This is a genomic window from Rossellomorea sp. DUT-2 (assembly GCF_052665285.1).
In genome coordinates this window covers 639,575-659,910 of sequence record NZ_JBQPEO010000003.1, presented here as the reverse complement: position 1 = coordinate 659,910, position 20,336 = coordinate 639,575, and the positions used below count along the sequence as shown (strand labels likewise).

The following is a 20,336-nucleotide window of genomic DNA, read 5'->3' as shown; positions in this document are numbered from 1 at the left end:
ATGTGAGGACGTAGAAAAAGGTCTGAACCCTTCCCATACAGAAATTGAGATTCAGACCTTTCAACTTGAGTCGATTATATCCGATCGATTCCACCAAGCTGTTCATGTATATCCAGCTCGATCGTCTCTTTTACTGAGACACAAGTGGTTATGCAGTTTAGAGGTGATAGACTGTCCCTTTGCAGTCGGTATGCTGCCCCTACTATTCTCTATACTTCCCTACTCCCAGGGCATAATGTTCCCAAAGAATACCTTCTACCATATCACCCTGATTTTCTTCGCATGCGATTATCAAGATCACTTCAGAGGATTTTCCTTTTAACGATTTCCTTCTCGGTTTCAACACCACTTCTGTCAGTATCCGAATCATGAATCCTATCATAAAACCCGCCGCTGCACCGATCAGCCCCCAGTAAATGGGACCCCACGCCAGATCAAAACCGATACTCGCCCCAATGACAGAGAAGGCTGTTGCAAGAGCCATGCCGATATCAATGAGAGACGTTCCATCCGACCGATGAATGGAATCAAATACTTTTCGCTTTTCCGTACGCTTATCCAACGGCATCGCAAATATATCTTCTTTCTTTATCCCTTGTTCCACCATCATGGTAATGGCCATTTCTAAATACGCATTATGTTCAAACGTTGAGAATATCTTCATTCGATTATCACTTCGCTTTTTTTACTTTTCATAGGTTGAAAAGTGGGTGATTGATAATTTTTCTTAAGAAACGCCCGCTGTTCCTTTTCAAACAGCTTATTATTCTCCACCGTATTCATATAGGAATCAAAAATAGAAAAACCATATAGTGAAGGGAAAAATAAGAGCCATTCAGGATTGATGACACTGGTTGCCTCCTTTATTTCTCCTAAGAATAATAGAGAAATGGCCTCAAGGCCGTGTGAATAGTAGAAAAAGACAACAATCCAAATGATTACGAAAAATGCTGTTACAATCCTATGGACATATAATTGTCCGAGACCAGGGATAAATAAGGACCACAATACGGACATAACCGGATTTCGTTTATCCAAATAATTAATTTCAAGTGCTCCTATGCTGAATGAATTAAAAGGGTGGGCTTCCCGGTCGGCTAATATGTAAACCTTATTCATGTCAACCGTGGTCCTATAACTGTCCCAAATCCCAAAAATATAAACAGGAATATAAATCAAAAGCCATCTCGTATCTAAAATCTCCTTCGCCATCTCGATCTCGCCTTGAAACGAATAAATCATGGCCAGATTGACATTCGCTTGCAGATTCACAATGACTTCCCATATGAAGAGGACAAAACCACGCAAATATTTCGATAATAGCAAATGGCCAAATCCGGGAAAAGCTGCACTCCACCATGCGATGATATACGGATTCCGCAAGTGGATCTGGGTGGTACCAAGAATACTGACATGCGCCGTGTAGCGCCTTGCCGTATTGTCGCTTGTATGATTGTCCATGAGGAGGTCACCTTTACTAAAAATGATATGTATTTGTTAGTGTGCCTCTCTGGAAAATATTTATTCTTTACTGATATCATGCCTGAGTGTCAGTATCGCATCTAGCTATTAAAGCAAAAAAAGGCCTGAATCTCAATAGATCCAGACCTTTCGCATATCTATAAACGATCGATTTCACCAAGCTGCTCGTGCATGTCCAGCTCGATCATCTTTTTTGCCTTAGAGAAGGTAAACACTTCATTAGAGACCCAATGATTATATAACTTAGAAAGTGCGTTCCTGTGGTATACCGTACCTTTGACCTCTGTGAAGAAATAGATGATCAACAGGTTGACCACGTCTCCCGGAAGGGCTTTTTTCCGCTCGATCCCCTTTAACGACAAAATATCCAATCCCCTTAATTGGTCTCCGATCACCGATTCTGCCATATGAAATGGATCTGACGTCCGGCATAATGTCACTAATTCTGGATTAATTTCTTCAAATTTCAAGTGAATTCCCCTTTTACATAGAAAGTGAACGTAAAACGTAACACTTCAACCTTCATTAGATTGTAGGATACTATGTATTATAACAAAAAGACGGGACATTCATAACTCTCAGTATGTTTAATTTTTACTTAACCAAAATTCCATAATTTTTTCAGTAGTAGAAGGATAGACCAGACGTTTCACTTGCCCTTCCATAAGGTAGCATTCCGTGATCCACTCAGGGAGCGAACCATGCTCTTTTTTCCAAAGCCGCGTTCGTTCCAATGCATCCTCTACGCTCATTTTCACCCATGTATCATTGATCATATTATCATCATCTGTCCCTTCTTCAACCAACGGATGAACGAAGCGATGAATGTAGGGAATTCCGCCGCCGAGATGGCTCTTATTTCTCACCCATATCACACCCTCTCTGGGGAGAAAACCTATATGACGAGCTTCAGTAGCCACCTGAGTGAACTCCTCCAAATAACAAAAACATCCGGACCATTGCCGATCAGTGGATCGCGGCAGGATCATTTCGGACGTATAAATCGATTTACCTGTATGAAAAAGATTGTCGATCTCCCGATTTATAAAAATTGGCTCTCTTCTTTTATAGATAGATTCGGATCGCGGTGGACCGCAGGTAAATCCATTTCGGTTGAATCGGATCATTTTGACTAATTGCATGTTGCCCCTCCTTCTATCGTGAATTTCACAAGGGCATCCCATACCAAATTCACTCTATAATGGGGGTAATTCCCTATATAGTTTAGTTTTAAACAAGTAGTTTCATAAAATAAAAAGAAAAGAGCGATTACAAAGTAACCGCTCGTTGAATGACTTCTTTCTACCGTTGCTGACTCAATGCTCGTTCAAGAGTTGAAGTGACAGAAATATTTTCAAATGATATACCAAGTTGTATGGCTGTTTGGGCAATTTCCGGACGAATGCCTGATATCGAACTCTTCACACCAATCAAGTTCAAACTTTCCATTATCTGGAACAATTGATGAGCAACCATCGTATCCACCATGATGACACCTGATAAATCTATGAACAAATGCTCAACATTTTTTCCGACGCATTCGGCCAGTGTATTCTCGAGGATATACCTCGCCCTTCCTGTATCGATATCACCGACAAGTGGGAGCACCCCTGTCTTCTTATCAATTAAAATGACCGGTGAACTTAACTCCCTGATCATCTCCTGCTGAGCCTTCAGGCGTCTCTGTGCATATTCGTAATTTTCTTCAGCAAACTTTGAAATGACCAGACTAAAAGTTTTAATGATCAATTCTCTGAATGATTCGATTCTCTCAGGTGGAAACTCACTGCCATGCTGGCGGTTAAATTCTTTCAAAATCTCCAGATATTGTTCCTGGGTTCTGAAGAATTCCCTCAGTATAAAGTGTGTTGGGGTTTGTAAGTGTTCTTCATCTTTTGCAATTTCCTCGATCCATTGGGCGAAATTACAGAGTGCATCCTGTCCTATATCCTTAAAAAGGACACAAAAGCGTTCGTGAAATTCGTGATTTTGACGCTTCAACGTTTCAATCACCTTAGGATCTGTTGAAGAATACACTCCTGATGAATCACTTTTATCCAACGACTCATACCACTTCTCCGTGAGTTGCCATGTACGCTCGCTCATAAATTCATAGAACTTTTCCGATACCTGCATATTCGACCTTCTTTCTATAAGACGAGATAATGTAATCAGTTCATAACCAATGACCCTGACTGGCAAGAGGATAGAAACTCTGCCCCTACTAACTCATTGGTCTATACCCGAAATGACTTATTCATATGCTTATAAAAATAATGTACTATGTCCATGCAAAAATAGAAAGAAAAAGTTGAACAAATAGTGTACAGAAGTTGTTTCATTTACTGAATTTCATCCTCAAAAAAAGAGGAGGTTCTCTGCATAAAAGAACCTCCCTCTCTTTTAGTATGATGTCAATACACAGCTAACCTACGAACCCTGAGATCTATTTCGGACTATCCGTTGAAAAAACCACTGCAGCAAAAAGAATGCCAGCAAATAAACGGGGATGGAATACCAGATTTTCCATTCTAAATGCTTCATATAACCGTTAATACTAAGTAATAATTCTATCAAGAACGAGAAAATAGTCCAGATTATTACATAAAGCAAATGCTTTTCTTGTTTCATGAAATTTAAGAATAAAAGGGCAATGAGCGATGGAGCAAATGCCACCAGTGCAAAATCTGAAAATTCCACACTTTTGGTCGGACCAAAATCCACATAATCCAACATTAATCCTACCAAAACATGTGCAACCGCAGCAAAATATCCGACGAATGGAAACATGATGAGATTTTCCCTGACGGTTAACCTCTTTGGCATTATAAAGAGAGCCACTACTAAAAGAAGAATGAGACCCCACACTAACATCAAGCTGAAACAACCCCTTTATCAACAAAAAGAATTCACATATACTTATCTTGCTAAAATCTCAAAAAATTATGTATTGTGTGGAGAACCTCATTAGACTCTTATTTATAAATACAGGGACGGACCTCTAGAGGTCCGTCCCTGTTGGACAAGCTACCTGTCCCCATGCCCCATTATTATCCGATATTGCGATACTCTTCAGCAATGCCGATACTTTTTTGCTGGGTGAAAGCACTGACCACGATGACGATGACGAGGTTGCAGATCAATCCAAGAATACCTGCATGGATTTCAAAAGGTGTGGTCTCTGCGACGAGCTGGTAATAGTAGTTCACGAATGTTCCGACGATGAGTCCCGTGATAACAGCCGGTCCCGTCACTCTCTTCGAATAGAGGGCTCCGTATACGCCGGGCGCGAATTGGACGATGGAACCATAGGCTCCGAGCAATAAGGCGATAAGCCCCTGACCCCCGAATACGGTGATAAAGTAAGCAAGTCCTCCGACCACAAAGACACCGATTCTCATCAGAAGCAATGTAGTTTTATCAGAAAGGTCCGGCTTTACATTCTTAATGACGCCGTCCGTAAATTCCAGTGAAGCACTGTGGGTTATGGCATCTGCCGTGGACATGGCTGCAGCTAAAGCTCCTGCACCCACAAGTCCGTATACCCAACCGGGAAGGCTAAGGACAGTGGTGATCAGGTAAGGAAGAATTTCATCAGGTGCTCCAATGTCAGCTGGATTGACTATATTCACTGCAGAAAAACCAACAAATAATAGCGGGATAAGGAACAGGGCAAAAATCGGATACACCAATACGGTCTTCTTAATCGTTCGTGCATTGGAGGCATATGACTTTGAAAATAGGTGTGGCCACATTAAGAATCCTATGAGAGAGACGAGAATCGTGGTTGTATAAGCTGTCCCTGACATAGCGGCTCCTTCATTCCCGATTTCAAAAAAGGCAGGGTTGTCCTGGACGAGGTTTGTAAACATCCCACCCACGCTGTCGTGAAGCTTATTAACAATCGCAAGGCCAACTACCCACGAGATGACGATCATTAAGATCCCCTGGAACACGTCAGACCAAGCCGCTGCCCGTAATCCACCAGTTGCAACATAGACGACTACGATTCCATACGCCAGCAGGGCTCCGAGCCAAAGAGGAATACGTCCTTCAGTCATGATATTGAAGATGTAGGCCATCCCTTTCATCTGCGTGGCTAGGTATTGAATGGAAGCGAGTAACGCAATGACCCCGATTAAGATGGGCAGCGTCTTACCTCCGTATCGTTTTTTCATAAAGCCGGAAACCGTGTAGATATTGAATTTACGGCCGATCTTCCCGATTTTCGGACCGATGATGTACCACGGGAGGATCGCAAAAGCGGTATAAGTTAATATATAAAGTGCTGGTGCTCCTTTGGAATATGCCCACCCCGGAGCGCCGAGAAATGAAAAGGCACTGAACACAGCCCCTCCCATCAGGAACCACATCACAACCAAGCCTAGGCCTCCGCCTGCTACGGTAAACTCATCTAAAGAATTTTTATCGTGACCTCTTCCTGCCATCACACCAACAACTAATGCAATCACAAGATAGCCGATCATCATGATCATTGCAATCTGCCAATCTGCCATTACTTGACCTCCTCTTCATCTTTGTCAGGATCGATTTGATAGAGTACAAGAACGATTAAAAAGGTTATGATTATCCATAAAATCACCCAGAATACCGAAAACGGCATCCCCATGATGATTGGAGTTGCCCTGTTTCCGATTGAAAACAAGGGGAAAATTAATAGAAGAAACGGTAAAATCAGAGACAAGCAATAAATTTTCGTAAACGCGCTTTTACTCATAAGACACCCTCCTTTTTTGCTGCATATTCCACTTTCCCATTTATAATCGTTAACTCTACTTTTAACTCTCGTAATCTTTCAGCTTCGCAGTGTAAAATCGAATCATTTAACACAACCAGATCAGCAAGCTTCCCGGCTTCAATGCTGCCTTTTATGGGTTCTTCAAAGCTCGCATATGCACCGTTCCATGTATAGGCCTTAATCGCTTCCTCTATGGTGATTCGTTGTCGGTCCCCTATCACTTCACCGGATTTACTCCTGCGAGTGACAGCTGAGTATATCCCGTGGAGCGGATCCACGGCGGTGATCGGGCTGTCTGATCCGATGGCAAAAGGAATCTGTGCTTCTGAAAAGCTCCTTAAGGGGAACATGACGTCGACCCTCTCTCCATAATCATTCACGTACCCGTCGCCAAATTCATAAATGAAGGCTGGATTTGGTATCGGAACAATATCCAGCTCTTTTATCTGGCGAATGAGGTCCGATGGCGTCATGCCGGAATGTTCAATGCGGTGACGATGGTTTTCACGGGGGTGTAGGTCAAGAGCATGTCGAATGGCTTCAATCATCATTTCAACCGCTTTGTCCCCAATGGCATGTGCGGTGATTTGCCACCCCGCTTCATGCGCTTTTCCGAGGGACCCGTTTAATTCATGCTGGTTCAAATATAAAATGCCTGAGTCATTTGGATTGCTCGTGTAGGCCTCCCTCGTCTTGGCTGTAGGACCACTGCTGCTTCCATCAATGAACACTTTGGCAGGCCCGATTTTCATCCACTCATCCCCAAGGCCTGTCCCGATTCCGCTTTCCAGGCCTTTCTCCACCATATCTACAGAATCATGCAGCGAGCCGTATAGTGCGTATACCCTCTGCTTAACCCTCTTTGCTCTTACTGCTTTTTGAAGGAACCGAATATGTTCAGGTCCATATCCCCCGGCATCATGGACACTCGTAATTCCTTTATTTAAATAATCCTGGGAAGCGAGGGCCAATCCCTGCTCCACTTCCTCTTCAGAATAATTGGCTGTAAGAAACATGTTCATATGTGCGGCTTCTAACAGCAGTCCGGTTAATTCGCCGTTTTCACGGCCGTATTTCCCTCCATTCGGGTCTTCTGTTTCAGGATGAACACCCGCAAGCTCCAGCGCTTTCGTATTCACGCACGATATGTGCCCGCATGTCCGAACCACAATAATCGGGTGTTCGGTGGAAACCTGATCTAGATCCCACCGTGTTATATGCCTTCCCTCTTTAAGGGTGTTTTGGTTATAACCCCAGCCCCGTACCCATTCCCCCTTTGGAGTCAATCGTGCTTTCTCCTTCAACTTTCTAAGGAGTTCTTTTATACTCCCTGCCTCCTTGCCATTCACCCCTAGCTTATTGGTTCCATAAAGTTCGAGGTGGGCATGGGCGTCAATAAAGCCGGGCAGGAGACTTCTTCCCTCCAGGTTCACAATCTTCGTTCCTTCACCTGCATATGGTAGAATTTCTTCATTCGTGCCGACTGCAATTATTTTATTATCCTGAATGGCAACCGCCTCTTTCACGGAAAATTCAGAATTCACAGTAACCACTTCTCCGTTTATGAAGAGCATCGTCGCTCTCAAACGATCACCTCCCAAACGGGACAGAGGGACAGGTCCCTCGTCCCTATATTCTCTTACTTTTTATGAACAGCAGTCGAGCCGTCTTTTGGGGCTAGGTGCCTGTCCCCATGTCCCTGACAAACCCGCACTGCCGTCGAATAAAGAAGCTCCACCCCTTTTTCGATATCATCCATCTCGGCATACTCCAGTGGATTGTGGCTGATACCTTTTTCACAGCGAACGAAGATCATTCCGTAATCGCTGATATAGGACATGAATAAGGCATCATGGAAAGGGCCGCTCATTAACGTCGGTGAATTCAGTCCAAGCTTTTCATCTTCCTCTTTCATTATGTCCTTGATCCAGTCTGCACAATATCTCGGCTCGCTCCGGGTATCTTCCTTGATATCGTATTTAAGGTTGCAACCGATTGCTGTCTCTTCGATGATTTGATAGAGTTTTTCCTCTAGTTTCGTGCGCGCTTCCACGTCTATATCACGAAGGTCTACGGTGAACTCCACCTTTTCGGCAATGATGTTTCTTGAGTTCGGGAACACCTGCATACTGCCTACCGTTCCAACTGTGGTTTCGGTTCCTTCACTTTTAACCAGATCATCGAATTTCCGGATGATCTCCGAAGCACCCACAAGGGCATCCTGCCTCATCGTCATCGGCACCGATCCCGCATGACCAGCGAATCCTTCGAGAGTAACGGTCAGCCAGATCGGACCAGAGATGCCCGATACAATTCCGACTGGTTTTCCCTTTTCCTCAAGGACCGGCCCCTGTTCAATATGTAACTCCAGAAACGCTGCGATATCACCTCTTTGGTATACAGGACTAGCCGTTACATCCGGCTCGACCCCGAATTCCTTCAACGCCTCTCTTCTCGTCACACCCTGCTTGTCTTTCCGGTCCAGTTCGCCTTCCTCAAGCATCCCGGCTAGAGCCCGGACTCCAAATACTCCTTTGTTAAACCGGCAGCCCTCTTCATCGGAAAAACAAATCACTTCAATGGCCCGGTCCGGGACGATTCCATTGTCCTTCATACTATGAACGACTTCGATTGCTCCCAATGCCCCGGCAGTTCCGTCAAATCTCCCGCCATATGGCTGAGAATCAATATGGGAGCCCAGCATAAGAATCGGCTTATCCTTATCGGCACCTTCTATTCTTCCAATCAAATTCCCGAAGCCGTCAATCTTTGTCGTTAAACCCGCCTCTTCCATCCAGCCTTTCACCACTTCCACTGCCTGGCGATCCTCCTTGGAATGGGCCAAGCGGCAAACGCCTGTCTCTCCGATTTTCCCGATTTCTGCTAACTCCTCTAGATGACGCTTTAATCTTTTTCGGTTGATTGACATAGAATCATCCTTTATTTCATTTTTTATTTGCTTAATTTAAGTTTATTTTGAAAAGACTTGTTTATCATTAGACACGATGTCTATAAAAGAACTTGCGATTTGTACAGAATGACAAATAGAATGAAATTTCAGAAAAATAATCAGAGACTTCTATTCCCAGAATACCGACACTCTCCCCCTTTCGACTTCCATCCCCTTATTTAGACTAGTTTCTAGTACATTTCCGCTTAATCCTGCCTGACTTTTGAAAATGAAGCGATTGACTCAGTGGTTTTCACAAAAACAGCTACCCATTTGAATACAAGTTCCCTGTCCAGCTGTCAATTACTTGCGATGGAGAACATAATCCGGCCGTTTTTCACGAAAATCCAACCAAAATCCTGATAAACCCAGCCAATTTACATAAATTGCAAAACACATCTTTAACCACACAAAAAAATAGAGAGGCCACTCGCAATGCGAATGACCTCTCTACTTCGATATGCATCTGGTCGTCAAACCTACAAACATCCTTCAACCAACCGACTTTCAGCTTTCAACCAGATCACTGATTCACTGCTCTCTTAGTTCGCTGCTGTGAATAAATCAGCATTCCTAAGAAAACGAGCACGGATGCCAAGATCAGTCCGAGTGAGACAGAGGAAATGGATAACATCTTGAAAATCACACTGACCGCCACCACCATGTACAAAACAGCCAACATCTTTTTTACAGACACACCTTTAAATCGTTTCAGCTGAATTGAGCCGATTGGGGTTCCGATCAAAGCTCCGATGATCAACATGATTCCATGACGAAAATCGAGTGCTTCCCCCGAATACAAGTATGAGCCGATTCCCGATAACACGATGATGGATGCTGCCGATATGCTGGTTCCGATCGCTTTCCTGAGATCAAGCTTCAGCCATTTCGAGAGGAGCGGGGTCATGACAAATCCACCGCTGACTCCCATAAGAGACGAGATGACACCAGTGAAAAGACCGATCAAGGGAGCCACAGATACTCCCTTTGCTTTTGCTTCCTTTTGTCGTTTGCTTAAAAACTGATAAGAAAACCAGCTTAATATTCCAATATAGACAATGGAGATGACCGTAGAAGCCCCATTGATTGAATCGAGCCACTTCACAAATGGCACGGTGATGACTGACCCGATCACTCCGAATACCCCAAGGACAACCGCTAATTTCCCATTTACATTTTTTAACCGAATGTGTGACACTGTCCCCGTCACAGTCGACCCCAATGTCAGCATTAAGGAAAGAACGATTGCCTGACTCGGTTCATAGCCAAGCACAAGTAAGGTTGGTGTGAGAACAATTCCGCCACCTATGCCAAAAAAACCGGAAATGATGCCGATGACTGCTCCGCCTATGATAAATAAAAACCATTCCATCTTGTTGATCACTTCCTTCGTCTAACATTATACCTTCCCTTAAGCTATAATAGAAATGAATAAAGATAATATAGGTGATTACTATTTGTAATGGAGGGTCTCTATGCAACTGGAATGGATTCGTACTTTTGTCACTCTCGCCCAGCTTCAGCATTTTACAAAAACAAGTGAATTCCTGAATCTGTCTCAACCGACCGTCAGTGTCCACATAAAGAAATTGGAGCTATCCTTAGGAATTGAACTCATCTACCGCTCTTCTGCCAATCAGGCTTTTCAATTAACACCTGCGGGGATTCAAGTGTTTGAACAAGGAAAGAAGATGTTGGAACTGTGGAGGACGATGGAACAGGTCACACAGAAGACTGAGGAAATCCTCTTAAGGATCGGGGCCACTCACACCGTCAGTGACGTACTTCTTCCCGACTTTGTCAAAAAAATCAAGATCCTCTATCCACACGTCCGCCTTCAGCTGATGACCCACAATCATGAAACCATTGTAGAGGCACTGAATCACAAAGATCTCGACCTTGCCCTTGTGGAAGGAACAAGGGGACTGGAGCCCTTTCAACTGGAAGTGATCAGCCATGACGAACTGCGTTTCTTCGCCAGCAGCCGCATGAACATTCATTCTTCTCCCCTCATCCTCAGGGAAATCGGATCAGGGACGAGAGAATATGCCGATGATTTTCTGAGATCCGAACGAATCGTGCCGACAGAAATCCTTGAAGCTAGCAGTCATTACTTAATCAAGCAACTCGCAGTAAGGGGTCTCGGCATCGCATTTCTATCAAGCTCCTTGGTCAAAGAAGAAGTGCTTCAAGGTATGCTCGTCCCGATTGACCCTTATGTCATCAACCGGCCATTTTATTCGGTGTACCCTGAAAATGGAGAGGCGGGATCAATGGTTAGGAAGTTGGTAGAGTTGATTGGGAGTCCATCATAAGCAGATAGGGACGGACCTCTTGCTTTCCACTGAAAGCAAGAGGTCCGTCCCTATTCATTTAGGTTTTATATAGTTATAGAGTCCACTTTCTTTTCTTCAAGTTCATCGACAACCGCAGCCCCTACGATATCACCGGTCACGTTGGAAGCCGTTCCCCCCATCCCAATGATGGCATCGACACCAGCAATGAGTGCGACAATCTCCAATGGTAAACCGAACATTGTTAAGACGGCTGATAAAGTGACGAGACCGGCAGCCGGGACTCCTGAGGTTCCAATGGAAAGAAGTGTCCCTACCAGAACAATCATCAGTAGATCCGTGACAGAAAGCTGTAAGTTTGTCACGTTTGCCGCAAATACGATGGATACACCCATCCTTAAGGCTCCACCGTCTGAATTGAAGATGGCCCCTAATGGAAGGGCGAAATTCGCCGTCTTCTCAGAGACCCCTGCTTTCTTGGCTGATTGAATGGCAACCGGCAAGGACGCAATGCTGCTGGAGGTAAAAAAGGCCGTACTATAAGCTTCTTTCGTTTGTTTAAAGAAGTGAAGTACCGGTTGACCCGACCACTTTAAGAAACCTGCATAGACCACTACCCAAAGGAGGATGATCCCTGCATAAAAGACACCTACCAATTTGGCAAGAGATTGCATCGTCTCCCATCCCTGCTGACCAAAAGTGGCTGCGCTTATGGCAAACACACCGATCGGCGCGTAAGCCAGGACCCCTTTTAAAAGGATGTAGAACATTTCATTGAACGCAGCAAATACCTTATCAAGAAGGCTCCCGTATTCCTTCATTTTACTATCTGGAGAAAACTTCATCCACGAAATCGCAATCCCCATAATCACTGCAAGAAACATGATCGCGAGCGTGTCTCCCCCTGCGAAAGCCTGAAACAGATTATCAGGGATGATTTGAAGTAAAACATCCGAGAAATGTGGTGTTTTCGGTTCTTTCACCTGAGCGTCAGGCAAAGATAAATTTATCCCCGGATTGAACCAAAAGGCCAATCCAAGACCAATGAACACCGCCGCAGCCGTCGTGGCCGTATAATAGAGAATCAGCTTCCATCCCATCCTCCCGAGCTGTGTGACACTCATCTTGTTGACAGCCTGCACCACCGTAAGGAATATTACCGGGATAGCAATCAGACTAAGAAGATGGATGAGCACGGTACCGAATGGCTTCAGGACCTCGGCATCTTCTTTCAAAACCAGGCCGGCCATGATCCCAAGGAGGAAACCGACAGACATCTTCAAAACAAATGGTACTTTCATATATCGCTTCCATATGTAATTCATATTCATCTACGCCTTTACATGTTTTTTTCAGACACTCATTATATCACTTATTCATGGAGAGGGACGGACCTTTTGCAAATGAAGCGAATTACATAGGCGTTTTCGCAAATCAGATACTTTCTTGAAGACAAGTTCCCTGTCCTGCTGTCAATTACTTGCCATGAAGAAGATAATCCTGCCGTTATTGAAAAAAATCCATCCAATTTATATAAATTGTTAATTTCATCAATAAGATCCACACAAAAATAAAGAGGCCACTTGCTAAACCTCATAGGAAAAGAAGGAAGACCTCAGCTTCCACTCGAAGCAAAGGTCCGTCCCTCAAAAATATCACTCACTAGATCGAAGCCACAGTTCCATCTCAGCATCCAATTCTTTAACGACATCCAGCTTTCTGCGATACAGTTGATTCAGCTCATCGTATTCAATATGACCCGTCTCCATGGTTAGATCAATTTCTCTTATCATGTTTTCCAGTCTTTCAATTCTTTTTAAAACTTTGGCCTGTATTATTTCCTCATTGATACTACCAGGTTTTTGTACTGGTTTCTCACCACTTACATCAATCGACTCTCTCCTCTCCTTCAGGCTCTGTTTCTTCTCTCTTTCACGCTTATACTCATCGTAATTCCCATGATAGCTCCTCAGGGAATAATCCTCTACAGCAATGATCCTCTCTGCCATCCGGTTGATAAAATAGCGATCGTGGGAAATGAAGAAAATCGTACCCTCGAAGTCTTCGAGGGCTTCTTCAAGGGTTTCGATTGAATCAATATCCAGATGATTTGTCGGCTCATCGAGTATCAGTAAATTGATATCCTGAAATAACAGCATGGCAAGCTTTAACCTGATTCTTTCCCCACCTGAGAGATGCTTTACTTTCTTGAATACACTGCCTTTGTAAAACATAAATTTCGCCAGGTATTCCCGGGCCTTTCCTTCAAGTATGGAGATATTCTCCCGGAAGCAGTCCAGAACCGTGACTTCCTCATTATTAAAAGCAATAATTTGTGGTAAATAGGCCGCCTTTACATTCGCACCGAATTTTAACTCACCTTCATCCTGCCGCTCTTCCCCAACAAGCATTTTTAAGAAAGTGGTTTTCCCGCTTCCATTCGGACCCAGCATGCCTACTCTTTCACCAAAATGAATCATGGCATCAGTGTTGTCAAAAATCATTTTATCCCCATAGCGTTTAGAAAGTCCCGCCGCCTTGATGGTTTCATTTCCAGATCTCTCTGCAGCTCTCACATCAAACCTCATATTCCTTCTTTCAAAAACTGGCTTATCAATGTGATCCACCTTATCCAGCTTCTTTTGAATGCTTGCAGCTCTTTTAAAGAACTTGGTATTGTCAGCCCGGATCGCCCAGTCACGCAGATTCAACACGGTCTTTTCCATGCGATTGATCTTCTTTTGCTGTTCTCTGAAATGCTCGAATTGAATGCGCATATTCTCTTCTTTTTGATGGATGAAGGAAGAATAATTGCCTTTATACGAAATCGACCTCTTATCCTCGATTTCCATGATCTTTGTCACGACGTTATCCAGAAAATAGCGGTCATGGGATACAATGATAACCATTCCCTTGTAGCTCTTCAGATAGCCCTCCAGCCATTCAATCGATTCCATATCAAGATGGTTCGTCGGCTCATCCAATAGAAGGATATCGGGTCGATGAATCAACAGCTTCCCAAGGACAACGGTTGTCTTCTCCCCACCGCTCAATAAATCAAAGTCCCTTTTTAAAAAACTCTCTGAAAGCTTTAGTCCCGTGCACACCTTGCTTACTTTCTCGTCCCTTTCATATCCACCCTTCACTTCAAATAATTGAGTCAGATCGCTGTATTTATTCAGGGCTTTCTCTAGCTCCATTCCCTGCAATACCCTCATCTGCTCTTCCAACTCACGCATTTCCTGCTCAATTCCGTCCACCTCCTCAAAGGCCAAATTGAGCACATCGATGACTTTCAACCCTTTCGGATAAGCAGGAGACTGTTCCAGATAGGCAGTGGTCGCTCCCCTTGACATATGAATGAGGCCTTCGTCATATCCATAACTCGATGTCTGAGGGTAACCAGGATAGTAATTCATCGGCTCGATGCCTGCAATCAGCTTCAAAATGGTGCTCTTCCCGCTTCCATTTGTCCCGACGATTCCAACCTTATCCCCCTCATACACTTCCAGTGATACATCCTCCACGACCAGCGTCGCTTCCATATATTTTTTTATCCCATTCAATTTTAGTTCCAACATACGCGTTCCTTCTTTCATCCATATTTGACGTTACACTTTTTATGGATGGCGATAAGAAAGACCTTCACTTCTATTGTTTTGTGAAATAAAAAAGACCGTAAGAAGAGGCTCTCTTCTTACGGTCCAGTATCATCAATGTATAATTATTTTCATAAAGTGCCTAAGCAGCAGGCGCATGCCTAAAAAGCATTCCACTGCCAAATAGGATCCAGACAGGACTGGATTCTTTATGAATGATAATCATCCCGATATCAGTAAAGTAAGTTACCTTCTAATTGCCCTGATTCCATAAAGAGCATAACAAATAGACCTATCTCCGTAGGCACTTTCACGCTCATTACAAAATCCGTATTAATTTAAAAATAAATTAATTAATTAGCAATTAGTTGGTTCCATAAACTTACTTTCCCTCCCCCAAAATTTTCTTTATTATCTCACTTTTTCATAATTTTGTAAATAGGCAGAGCAGTGGCCCCAGGTCCCATTACCCTCTCATAAATGCAATGGTTTCTGCTATCCCCTGTTCATAGGATGTGTGCTGCCGCTTGCCCAACAATCCATCCACCTTTTCTCCAGAGAGAATGGTAGGTTCCGAGTTAATATACTGCATCTCCAAAGCCTCACGCATTCCCTTCCCTGCAAAAAGGGAGAATACGGCAAACATCGTTTTTGAAATGGAGTAAAGCCCCTTTTCTTCTCCCAGCTGCCTTTTTAGGATCTGCTCTACTTCGTTCCCGGTTATCGGTGCGACGGCAGGTATATTCCAATTTTGGCCGTATGCTTCATCATGACTGGCCAAGTCAACCATCGCTTTCGCTCCATCCGTGGTATACATGAACTCACGTACAACATTCTTCGGACCGACAAATCCCGCTTTTTTCTTTTTCAAAAGCTGTTCTAATGTGAAGTGGATGTAGGTGTTGGTGGCATTCGGACCATAAAAATCCGGAAAATGGCAGATAAGCGCCGGAACAGAAGATTGCTTGATCAGCTGATCCATTTCTAAGCGCAGTTTGCCTTTTCGTGTATGAGGGTGTTTTTCTCTATCTTCGGTCAGCTTTTCACCCCCGCTTCGTCCGTAGGCATAGATATTGTCTACAACGGCCAACCTGGCGTTGTTTTGTTCCGCTGCAAGGATGATGTTCCCTGTAATCGTACTTAATTTATGTTTCCACTCTTCATAAGGCAGGTTCATAGCATGAAAGATGATGTCACTGCCCTTTGCGGCATGAATAAGCTGGTCTTTATTTTCTGCGTCCCCAGGCTTGATTTTGACAGTTTCCATACCTCCGAATAACCTGGTCAATTTCTCTTTTCCTCTTGCAAATGCAACGACCTCGACACCCCTGCTGATCAATTCCATTACAAGGGCATACCCCATTCCTCCAGAAGCACCTACCACCATTGCCTTTTCCATTAAAAGTCCCCCTTTAATTAACCACCGGTCAAATACATCTAAAAAATTTTATCCTATTGATTTCAGGATAAAATTCACGTGCAATTGTGCAAGGTTCTCAACTTCCGCGTAAGTTTCATCACAACGGCAGTAATGACTGACAAACCCGTGTAGTGCCAGGAATATAGACCACGTCTGCTGGATCGTGATTTCTCTGTTGCTTAGCTGGATAAGCACTTGCGCGAATTTCTCATAGGATTCGTTCGGTCCTTTGTTCACGTAGCTTTTGACTTCCTCATCCGCAAGCAGGAACATCATTTCATACTGGCTTTTATGACTCAGGCCGAATCGAATGAAGGCGAGAAGAATCCCCCTCAATTTCCCTTCGTTGTCCATATCCTGATCCATCACATCATCCAACCACTGATCCAACAGCTTAAAATCAGTTTCAATCATGGCATAGAACAATTCTGCTTTATTTTTGAAATGGTAGTAGATGGAGCCGTGACTGTACCCAAGCTCTGACGCAATCTGCCTCATGGACACCTGCTGATAGCCCTTCTTTTGAAAAAGCTCCCGTGCCGCTGCCATCACCATTTCCTTCGTTAGCTCCTGTGCTACTGCTTTTCTCGGTGACATACATTACTCATCCTTTTTATTGACCAGTGTTTAATTAAATAGTACTCCGTTCATGATGTTGATGTCAAGGGATTTTTTACCAAAAAGAGGGACGGACCTCCGCTTAGCTGGAGGTCCGTCCCTCTTAATTATTTACCCAAAAAACCACCCTCTGATTTGATCAGCTGCCCGGTGATCCATCCGGAGTCATCGCTGGCTAAAAATCGGATTAATTTCGCTGCATCCTCGGGTTCACCTATACGTCCCATTGGAAACATCGGAAGTAAGTGTTCCCTTATCTCTTCATTGATCCACCCGGAATCGGTCGGACCGGGGTCAACTGAATTGACGGTGATGCCGATCTGCGCGAGGCCAACGGATAATGGCTCCGTGATAGCGATCAACATTCCCTTTGATGCGATATAGGCCAGGTTATTGGGATCCGGGCCCTTTGAAACCATGTTGATGATCCGCCCGTCTTTTCTTTCAGGAAAGGCTTTTTCGTATCGTTTCGCAAACTCCATGGTCAGCATGAGGGTCCCGCTGTTGTTCACTTGATAATGTTTATCCATAATATCTTTATTCAATGTCCGGAAATTGGCCGGTGATTCGAATGTGGCATTGTTTACTAGTATGCTTGGTGTTCCCAGAGTTTCCTCCACCCGATCCACTATTCGACGCGGCGATCCGCCTTCGCTCAGATCAACTTCCATATGAAAGGCACGTACGCCCATTTGTTTTAATTCTTCACATAAGGTTTCCGGAAACTCATTCTCTACTCCATTTCCACTCGCCTCATCAAACGTGGTCCAATGAGTAAAAAAGAGATCGGCCCCTGCGCTCGCAAGTGTTCGGCAAATCGCTGCCCCTATTCCTTTTGAGCGGCTTGCCCCTGTCACGATTGCCACTTTTCCTTTTAGATTGGTCATTTCATATTTCCTCCTATTTTTAAAGGAAACTAAAAGGTGTCACTAAGAGATGTATCTATCCCGGCACAAAAAAAAGCGGATACAAAGGTATCCACTCCGGGTGTCGGGTATTCAATCACACCAGGCGCTCCTTGTATATGATCGTTAAACAGACACACTTCTCCCGTCAGAATGATAGGTTCATAGTCTATTGATCTCGTTCATCATAACAAAGTTGTCCACATGTCTGATTGAAGTCCCCTTTCGTCTACATCTCTCACTTAGAAGTATAATGGAATTTTTTTCAATCGACAATCTATGGTTTTCGAAAAAGTTTCCTTTGTTTCATATAATCGATCGCCTTGGTCTTATTCTTCTGCACAGAGACATACTCAGCTTCCTTTTTATCTCGATAAAAGGAATGAAATCGTTCCTCAGAAAGATTACCATCCGCAATGGCTTTCTTGACGGCACAGTCCGCTTCTTGAACATGTGCACAGTTAGAGAACTTACAACCCTTTGATAGTTCTGTGATATCATCATAACCTACCAACTCGAGGTCTTTCCTATTAGAAGACAATGTGCAACTTCCTTCCTCTCATTTAATGAATTTGACACTACGCTCCAAGCTTTCACCATCATAAATCCATCTTCGCAAACTGACAGAAGAAAAAAGCTCAGAAAAGACTTTCTGAGCTCTTCAAATCAATGTCCCGTACCGCCACCGGAATCACGACCGCCTCCCATCGTGTAATTCCGATCTTCACCCGGTTTAGCATCAGGATGGATTCCCTGCACATGCCGGTCATTCCCTCTCTTCTTACGCCTGATATCAATGAGTAACGCGAATAATAACGTGCCTGTAATCAAGATCACAAACCACCACATCATTCATCACCCCTTATACAGAGTATGAAGGCACATTGAATTTATCTCTTTTCGATATCAATTGGATGGTGCTTCCCCGCATCAAAAATCGATATAAAACGGGTGTTTCGTTTCATCCAAACAGTATTCGATTCTCTCCCTGAAGTTCTTCCAATTGACCATATCCAAGGCCTCCTCAACCGGAAAGAACGCGACTTCAAGACTTTCTGATGAAGTTGTCGGTTTCCCTCCGACCGGCCTGGCTAAAAACAGTGTGTTACAGATCGAACGGCTCACATTCTGAAACACCCCGCAAAATTTGACTATTTCAATATCGATCCCACTTTCTTCCTTCGTTTCCCGGATAGCCGCTTCCTTCAGTGACTCGCCTTCTTCCACTTGTCCTCCCGGCATTTCCCATCCTCTTCGGGGTCCTTTGATTAACAGGATTTCTCCTTTTTCATTCTGTACGATGGTTGCTGCTGAGATGATGTGTTTGGGTGGTGAATAAATGGTTTGTGTAGGTTGATTATTTGGAACCAAGAATCTTCTCCTCCTCTTTCTTATTACTACCAATTATTCCAAAAAATAATAAAGACCTCAATCGTTGTTTTTATAAAAACTGGAAAATCATGATACTGGTTCCCGGTTTTATTTTCATCAGGTACGAGGGACAGCTTTTCATGATAGGTAAGCTTGGTTAAGCTATCCAAACATTATCAAGTCTCCAAAACAATATCAGCACTTTCCCATGGATGAAAGGTATTCATATAATAATCTTCCGCCTTCCAATATCTCTTTTCAAACTTATCCCGGTTCTGTCTAGCAATCTCTGCTTCCCGCATAAATCTCTTTTCCCGGGGACAATCCAAAAAGATGAGATGGTCATAAAAGTCCGCCCATTCCTTCCTTTGGAGAAAGACACCTTCCACGATGATGAGACCCGACTCAGGAAGCGTAATCGTTCTACAGTCGCGGGTATCCGTATCTTGATCATAAAACGGAAGGTTGATTTCCTTGTCCAGCTTCAGCTTGCTAAAAAAGTTTTCTCTTAACCAACGAACGTCCCATTGCAGGTGAAAATATTCATGCCACTCTTCAAATCCAGTATGATATCTTTGGTTGCGTTCAACGATGTGGTCATCGATATGGAAGATATGGTGATCGATCTTTTCTTTCTTCAGGATTCCCCTCAGTTGTTCCACGAATGTTGTTTTTCCGGAACGGCTTAGGCCGTCTATTCCTAAAATGGTTCTGTCATTAGATTGAATGGTAGCCAGGAGTTCCTTTATATCAAATTGGATTTTCATAATGTTCTCCCTGTTCTTTATAGAATCGGTCGCTATGCACTGTGGCATCAATTGCCTATATTTCTTCGTTCTCTCATAAAAACCCCAAGTTTCATGCAGAAATGGCCTCTTTTTTTAAAAATAGCGGACTTAAAGGGATATATGAGTGTGTAGAAAGAAGTATGGAGTTCG

General features: G+C 43.7%; 21 protein-coding genes. 1 reads left to right on the top strand and 20 read right to left on the bottom strand.

Annotated elements, in window-relative coordinates; all coding sequences use genetic code 11:
• Positions 1-202: 202 nt before the first annotated feature.
• The 11 genes from ACOSV2_RS14315 to ACOSV2_RS14265 all read right to left on the bottom strand — a co-directional run bounded on the left by ACOSV2_RS14315 (position 203) and on the right by ACOSV2_RS14265 (position 10,563).
• Positions 203-664, bottom strand: coding sequence for a hypothetical protein (locus ACOSV2_RS14315; protein WP_428975688.1), 462 nt, complete (start codon positions 662-664; stop codon positions 203-205).
• A complete protein-coding gene (locus tag ACOSV2_RS14310; protein ID WP_428975687.1) occupies positions 661-1,461 on the bottom strand; it encodes a hypothetical protein in 801 nt (266 codons plus the stop codon). The genes ACOSV2_RS14315 and ACOSV2_RS14310 overlap by 4 nt, the downstream gene beginning before the upstream one ends.
• Before the next feature lie 158 nt (positions 1,462-1,619).
• Positions 1,620-1,952, bottom strand: a complete 333-nt coding sequence (locus ACOSV2_RS14305) for a hypothetical protein (RefSeq protein WP_113970345.1) — start codon at positions 1,950-1,952, stop codon at positions 1,620-1,622.
• A gap of 117 nt (positions 1,953-2,069) precedes the next feature.
• Positions 2,070-2,624, bottom strand: coding sequence for a hypothetical protein (locus ACOSV2_RS14300; RefSeq protein ID WP_428975686.1), 555 nt, complete (start codon positions 2,622-2,624; stop codon positions 2,070-2,072).
• A 160-nt stretch (positions 2,625-2,784) separates the two neighbouring features.
• Entirely contained in the window at positions 2,785-3,618 is an 834-nt protein-coding gene (locus tag ACOSV2_RS14295) for an STAS domain-containing protein (RefSeq protein WP_428975685.1), read from the bottom strand.
• Between the two features lie 294 nt (positions 3,619-3,912).
• Positions 3,913-4,359 carry a hypothetical protein gene (locus tag ACOSV2_RS14290; RefSeq protein WP_428975684.1) on the bottom strand — a complete coding sequence of 149 codons (447 nt, stop codon included), beginning with the start codon at positions 4,357-4,359 and terminating at the stop codon, positions 3,913-3,915.
• 173 nt (positions 4,360-4,532) lie between these two features.
• Positions 4,533-5,999, bottom strand: coding sequence for a sodium:solute symporter family protein (locus ACOSV2_RS14285; protein WP_428975683.1), 1,467 nt, complete (start codon positions 5,997-5,999; stop codon positions 4,533-4,535).
• Positions 5,999-6,220: a DUF3311 domain-containing protein gene (locus tag ACOSV2_RS14280; protein ID WP_428975682.1), complete on the bottom strand. Its 222-nt coding sequence runs from the start codon at positions 6,218-6,220 to the stop codon at positions 5,999-6,001. The genes ACOSV2_RS14285 and ACOSV2_RS14280 overlap by 1 nt, the downstream gene beginning before the upstream one ends.
• Complete coding sequence (locus ACOSV2_RS14275) at positions 6,217-7,827, bottom strand: amidohydrolase (protein ID WP_428975681.1); 1,611 nt, start codon at positions 7,825-7,827, stop codon at positions 6,217-6,219. Before ACOSV2_RS14275 ends, ACOSV2_RS14280 begins: the two co-directional genes overlap by 4 nt.
• 53 nt (positions 7,828-7,880) lie before the next feature.
• Positions 7,881-9,170 (bottom strand): M20 family metallo-hydrolase, encoded by a 1,290-nt coding sequence (locus ACOSV2_RS14270; RefSeq protein ID WP_428975680.1) that lies wholly within the window; start codon positions 9,168-9,170, stop codon positions 7,881-7,883.
• A 544-nt stretch (positions 9,171-9,714) separates the two neighbouring features.
• Positions 9,715-10,563: a sulfite exporter TauE/SafE family protein gene (locus tag ACOSV2_RS14265; protein WP_428975679.1), complete on the bottom strand. Its 849-nt coding sequence runs from the start codon at positions 10,561-10,563 to the stop codon at positions 9,715-9,717.
• A gap of 103 nt (positions 10,564-10,666) precedes the next feature.
• Between ACOSV2_RS14265 and ACOSV2_RS14260 the strand changes: the two genes are divergently transcribed.
• Positions 10,667-11,506 carry a LysR family transcriptional regulator gene (locus ACOSV2_RS14260; protein ID WP_428975678.1) on the top strand — a complete coding sequence of 280 codons (840 nt, stop codon included), beginning with the start codon at positions 10,667-10,669 and terminating at the stop codon, positions 11,504-11,506.
• Positions 11,507-11,571: 65 nt separating this feature from the next.
• Here the strand turns inward: ACOSV2_RS14260 and ACOSV2_RS14255 are convergent, their stop codons facing one another.
• The 9 genes from ACOSV2_RS14255 to ACOSV2_RS14215 form a co-directional block, all read right to left on the bottom strand.
• On the bottom strand, positions 11,572-12,786 hold the full coding sequence (locus ACOSV2_RS14255; RefSeq protein ID WP_428975677.1) for a dicarboxylate/amino acid:cation symporter: 1,215 nt from the start codon (positions 12,784-12,786) through the stop codon (positions 11,572-11,574).
• Between the two features lie 354 nt (positions 12,787-13,140).
• Positions 13,141-15,066 carry a ribosomal protection-like ABC-F family protein gene (gene abc-f, locus ACOSV2_RS14250; protein WP_428975676.1) on the bottom strand — a complete coding sequence of 642 codons (1,926 nt, stop codon included), beginning with the start codon at positions 15,064-15,066 and terminating at the stop codon, positions 13,141-13,143.
• 484 nt (positions 15,067-15,550) lie between these two features.
• A complete protein-coding gene (locus ACOSV2_RS14245; protein WP_428975675.1) occupies positions 15,551-16,483 on the bottom strand; it encodes an NAD(P)H-binding protein in 933 nt (310 codons plus the stop codon).
• 48 nt (positions 16,484-16,531) lie between these two features.
• On the bottom strand, positions 16,532-17,101 hold the full coding sequence (locus tag ACOSV2_RS14240; RefSeq protein WP_428975674.1) for a TetR/AcrR family transcriptional regulator: 570 nt from the start codon (positions 17,099-17,101) through the stop codon (positions 16,532-16,534).
• Between the two features lie 128 nt (positions 17,102-17,229).
• Positions 17,230-18,009 (bottom strand): SDR family oxidoreductase, encoded by a 780-nt coding sequence (locus tag ACOSV2_RS14235; RefSeq protein ID WP_428975673.1) that lies wholly within the window; start codon positions 18,007-18,009, stop codon positions 17,230-17,232.
• A gap of 295 nt (positions 18,010-18,304) precedes the next feature.
• Positions 18,305-18,568: a hypothetical protein gene (locus ACOSV2_RS14230; protein ID WP_428975672.1), complete on the bottom strand. Its 264-nt coding sequence runs from the start codon at positions 18,566-18,568 to the stop codon at positions 18,305-18,307.
• A gap of 125 nt (positions 18,569-18,693) precedes the next feature.
• Positions 18,694-18,879, bottom strand: coding sequence for a hypothetical protein (locus ACOSV2_RS14225; RefSeq protein WP_428975671.1), 186 nt, complete (start codon positions 18,877-18,879; stop codon positions 18,694-18,696).
• A 78-nt stretch (positions 18,880-18,957) separates the two neighbouring features.
• The gene (locus ACOSV2_RS14220; protein WP_428975670.1) at positions 18,958-19,398 is read right to left on the bottom strand and encodes an NUDIX hydrolase; all 441 of its coding nucleotides are present in this window, start codon (positions 19,396-19,398) and stop codon (positions 18,958-18,960) included.
• A gap of 176 nt (positions 19,399-19,574) precedes the next feature.
• Positions 19,575-20,165 carry a kinase gene (locus tag ACOSV2_RS14215; RefSeq protein ID WP_428975669.1) on the bottom strand — a complete coding sequence of 197 codons (591 nt, stop codon included), beginning with the start codon at positions 20,163-20,165 and terminating at the stop codon, positions 19,575-19,577.
• Positions 20,166-20,336: the final 171 nt, after the last annotated feature.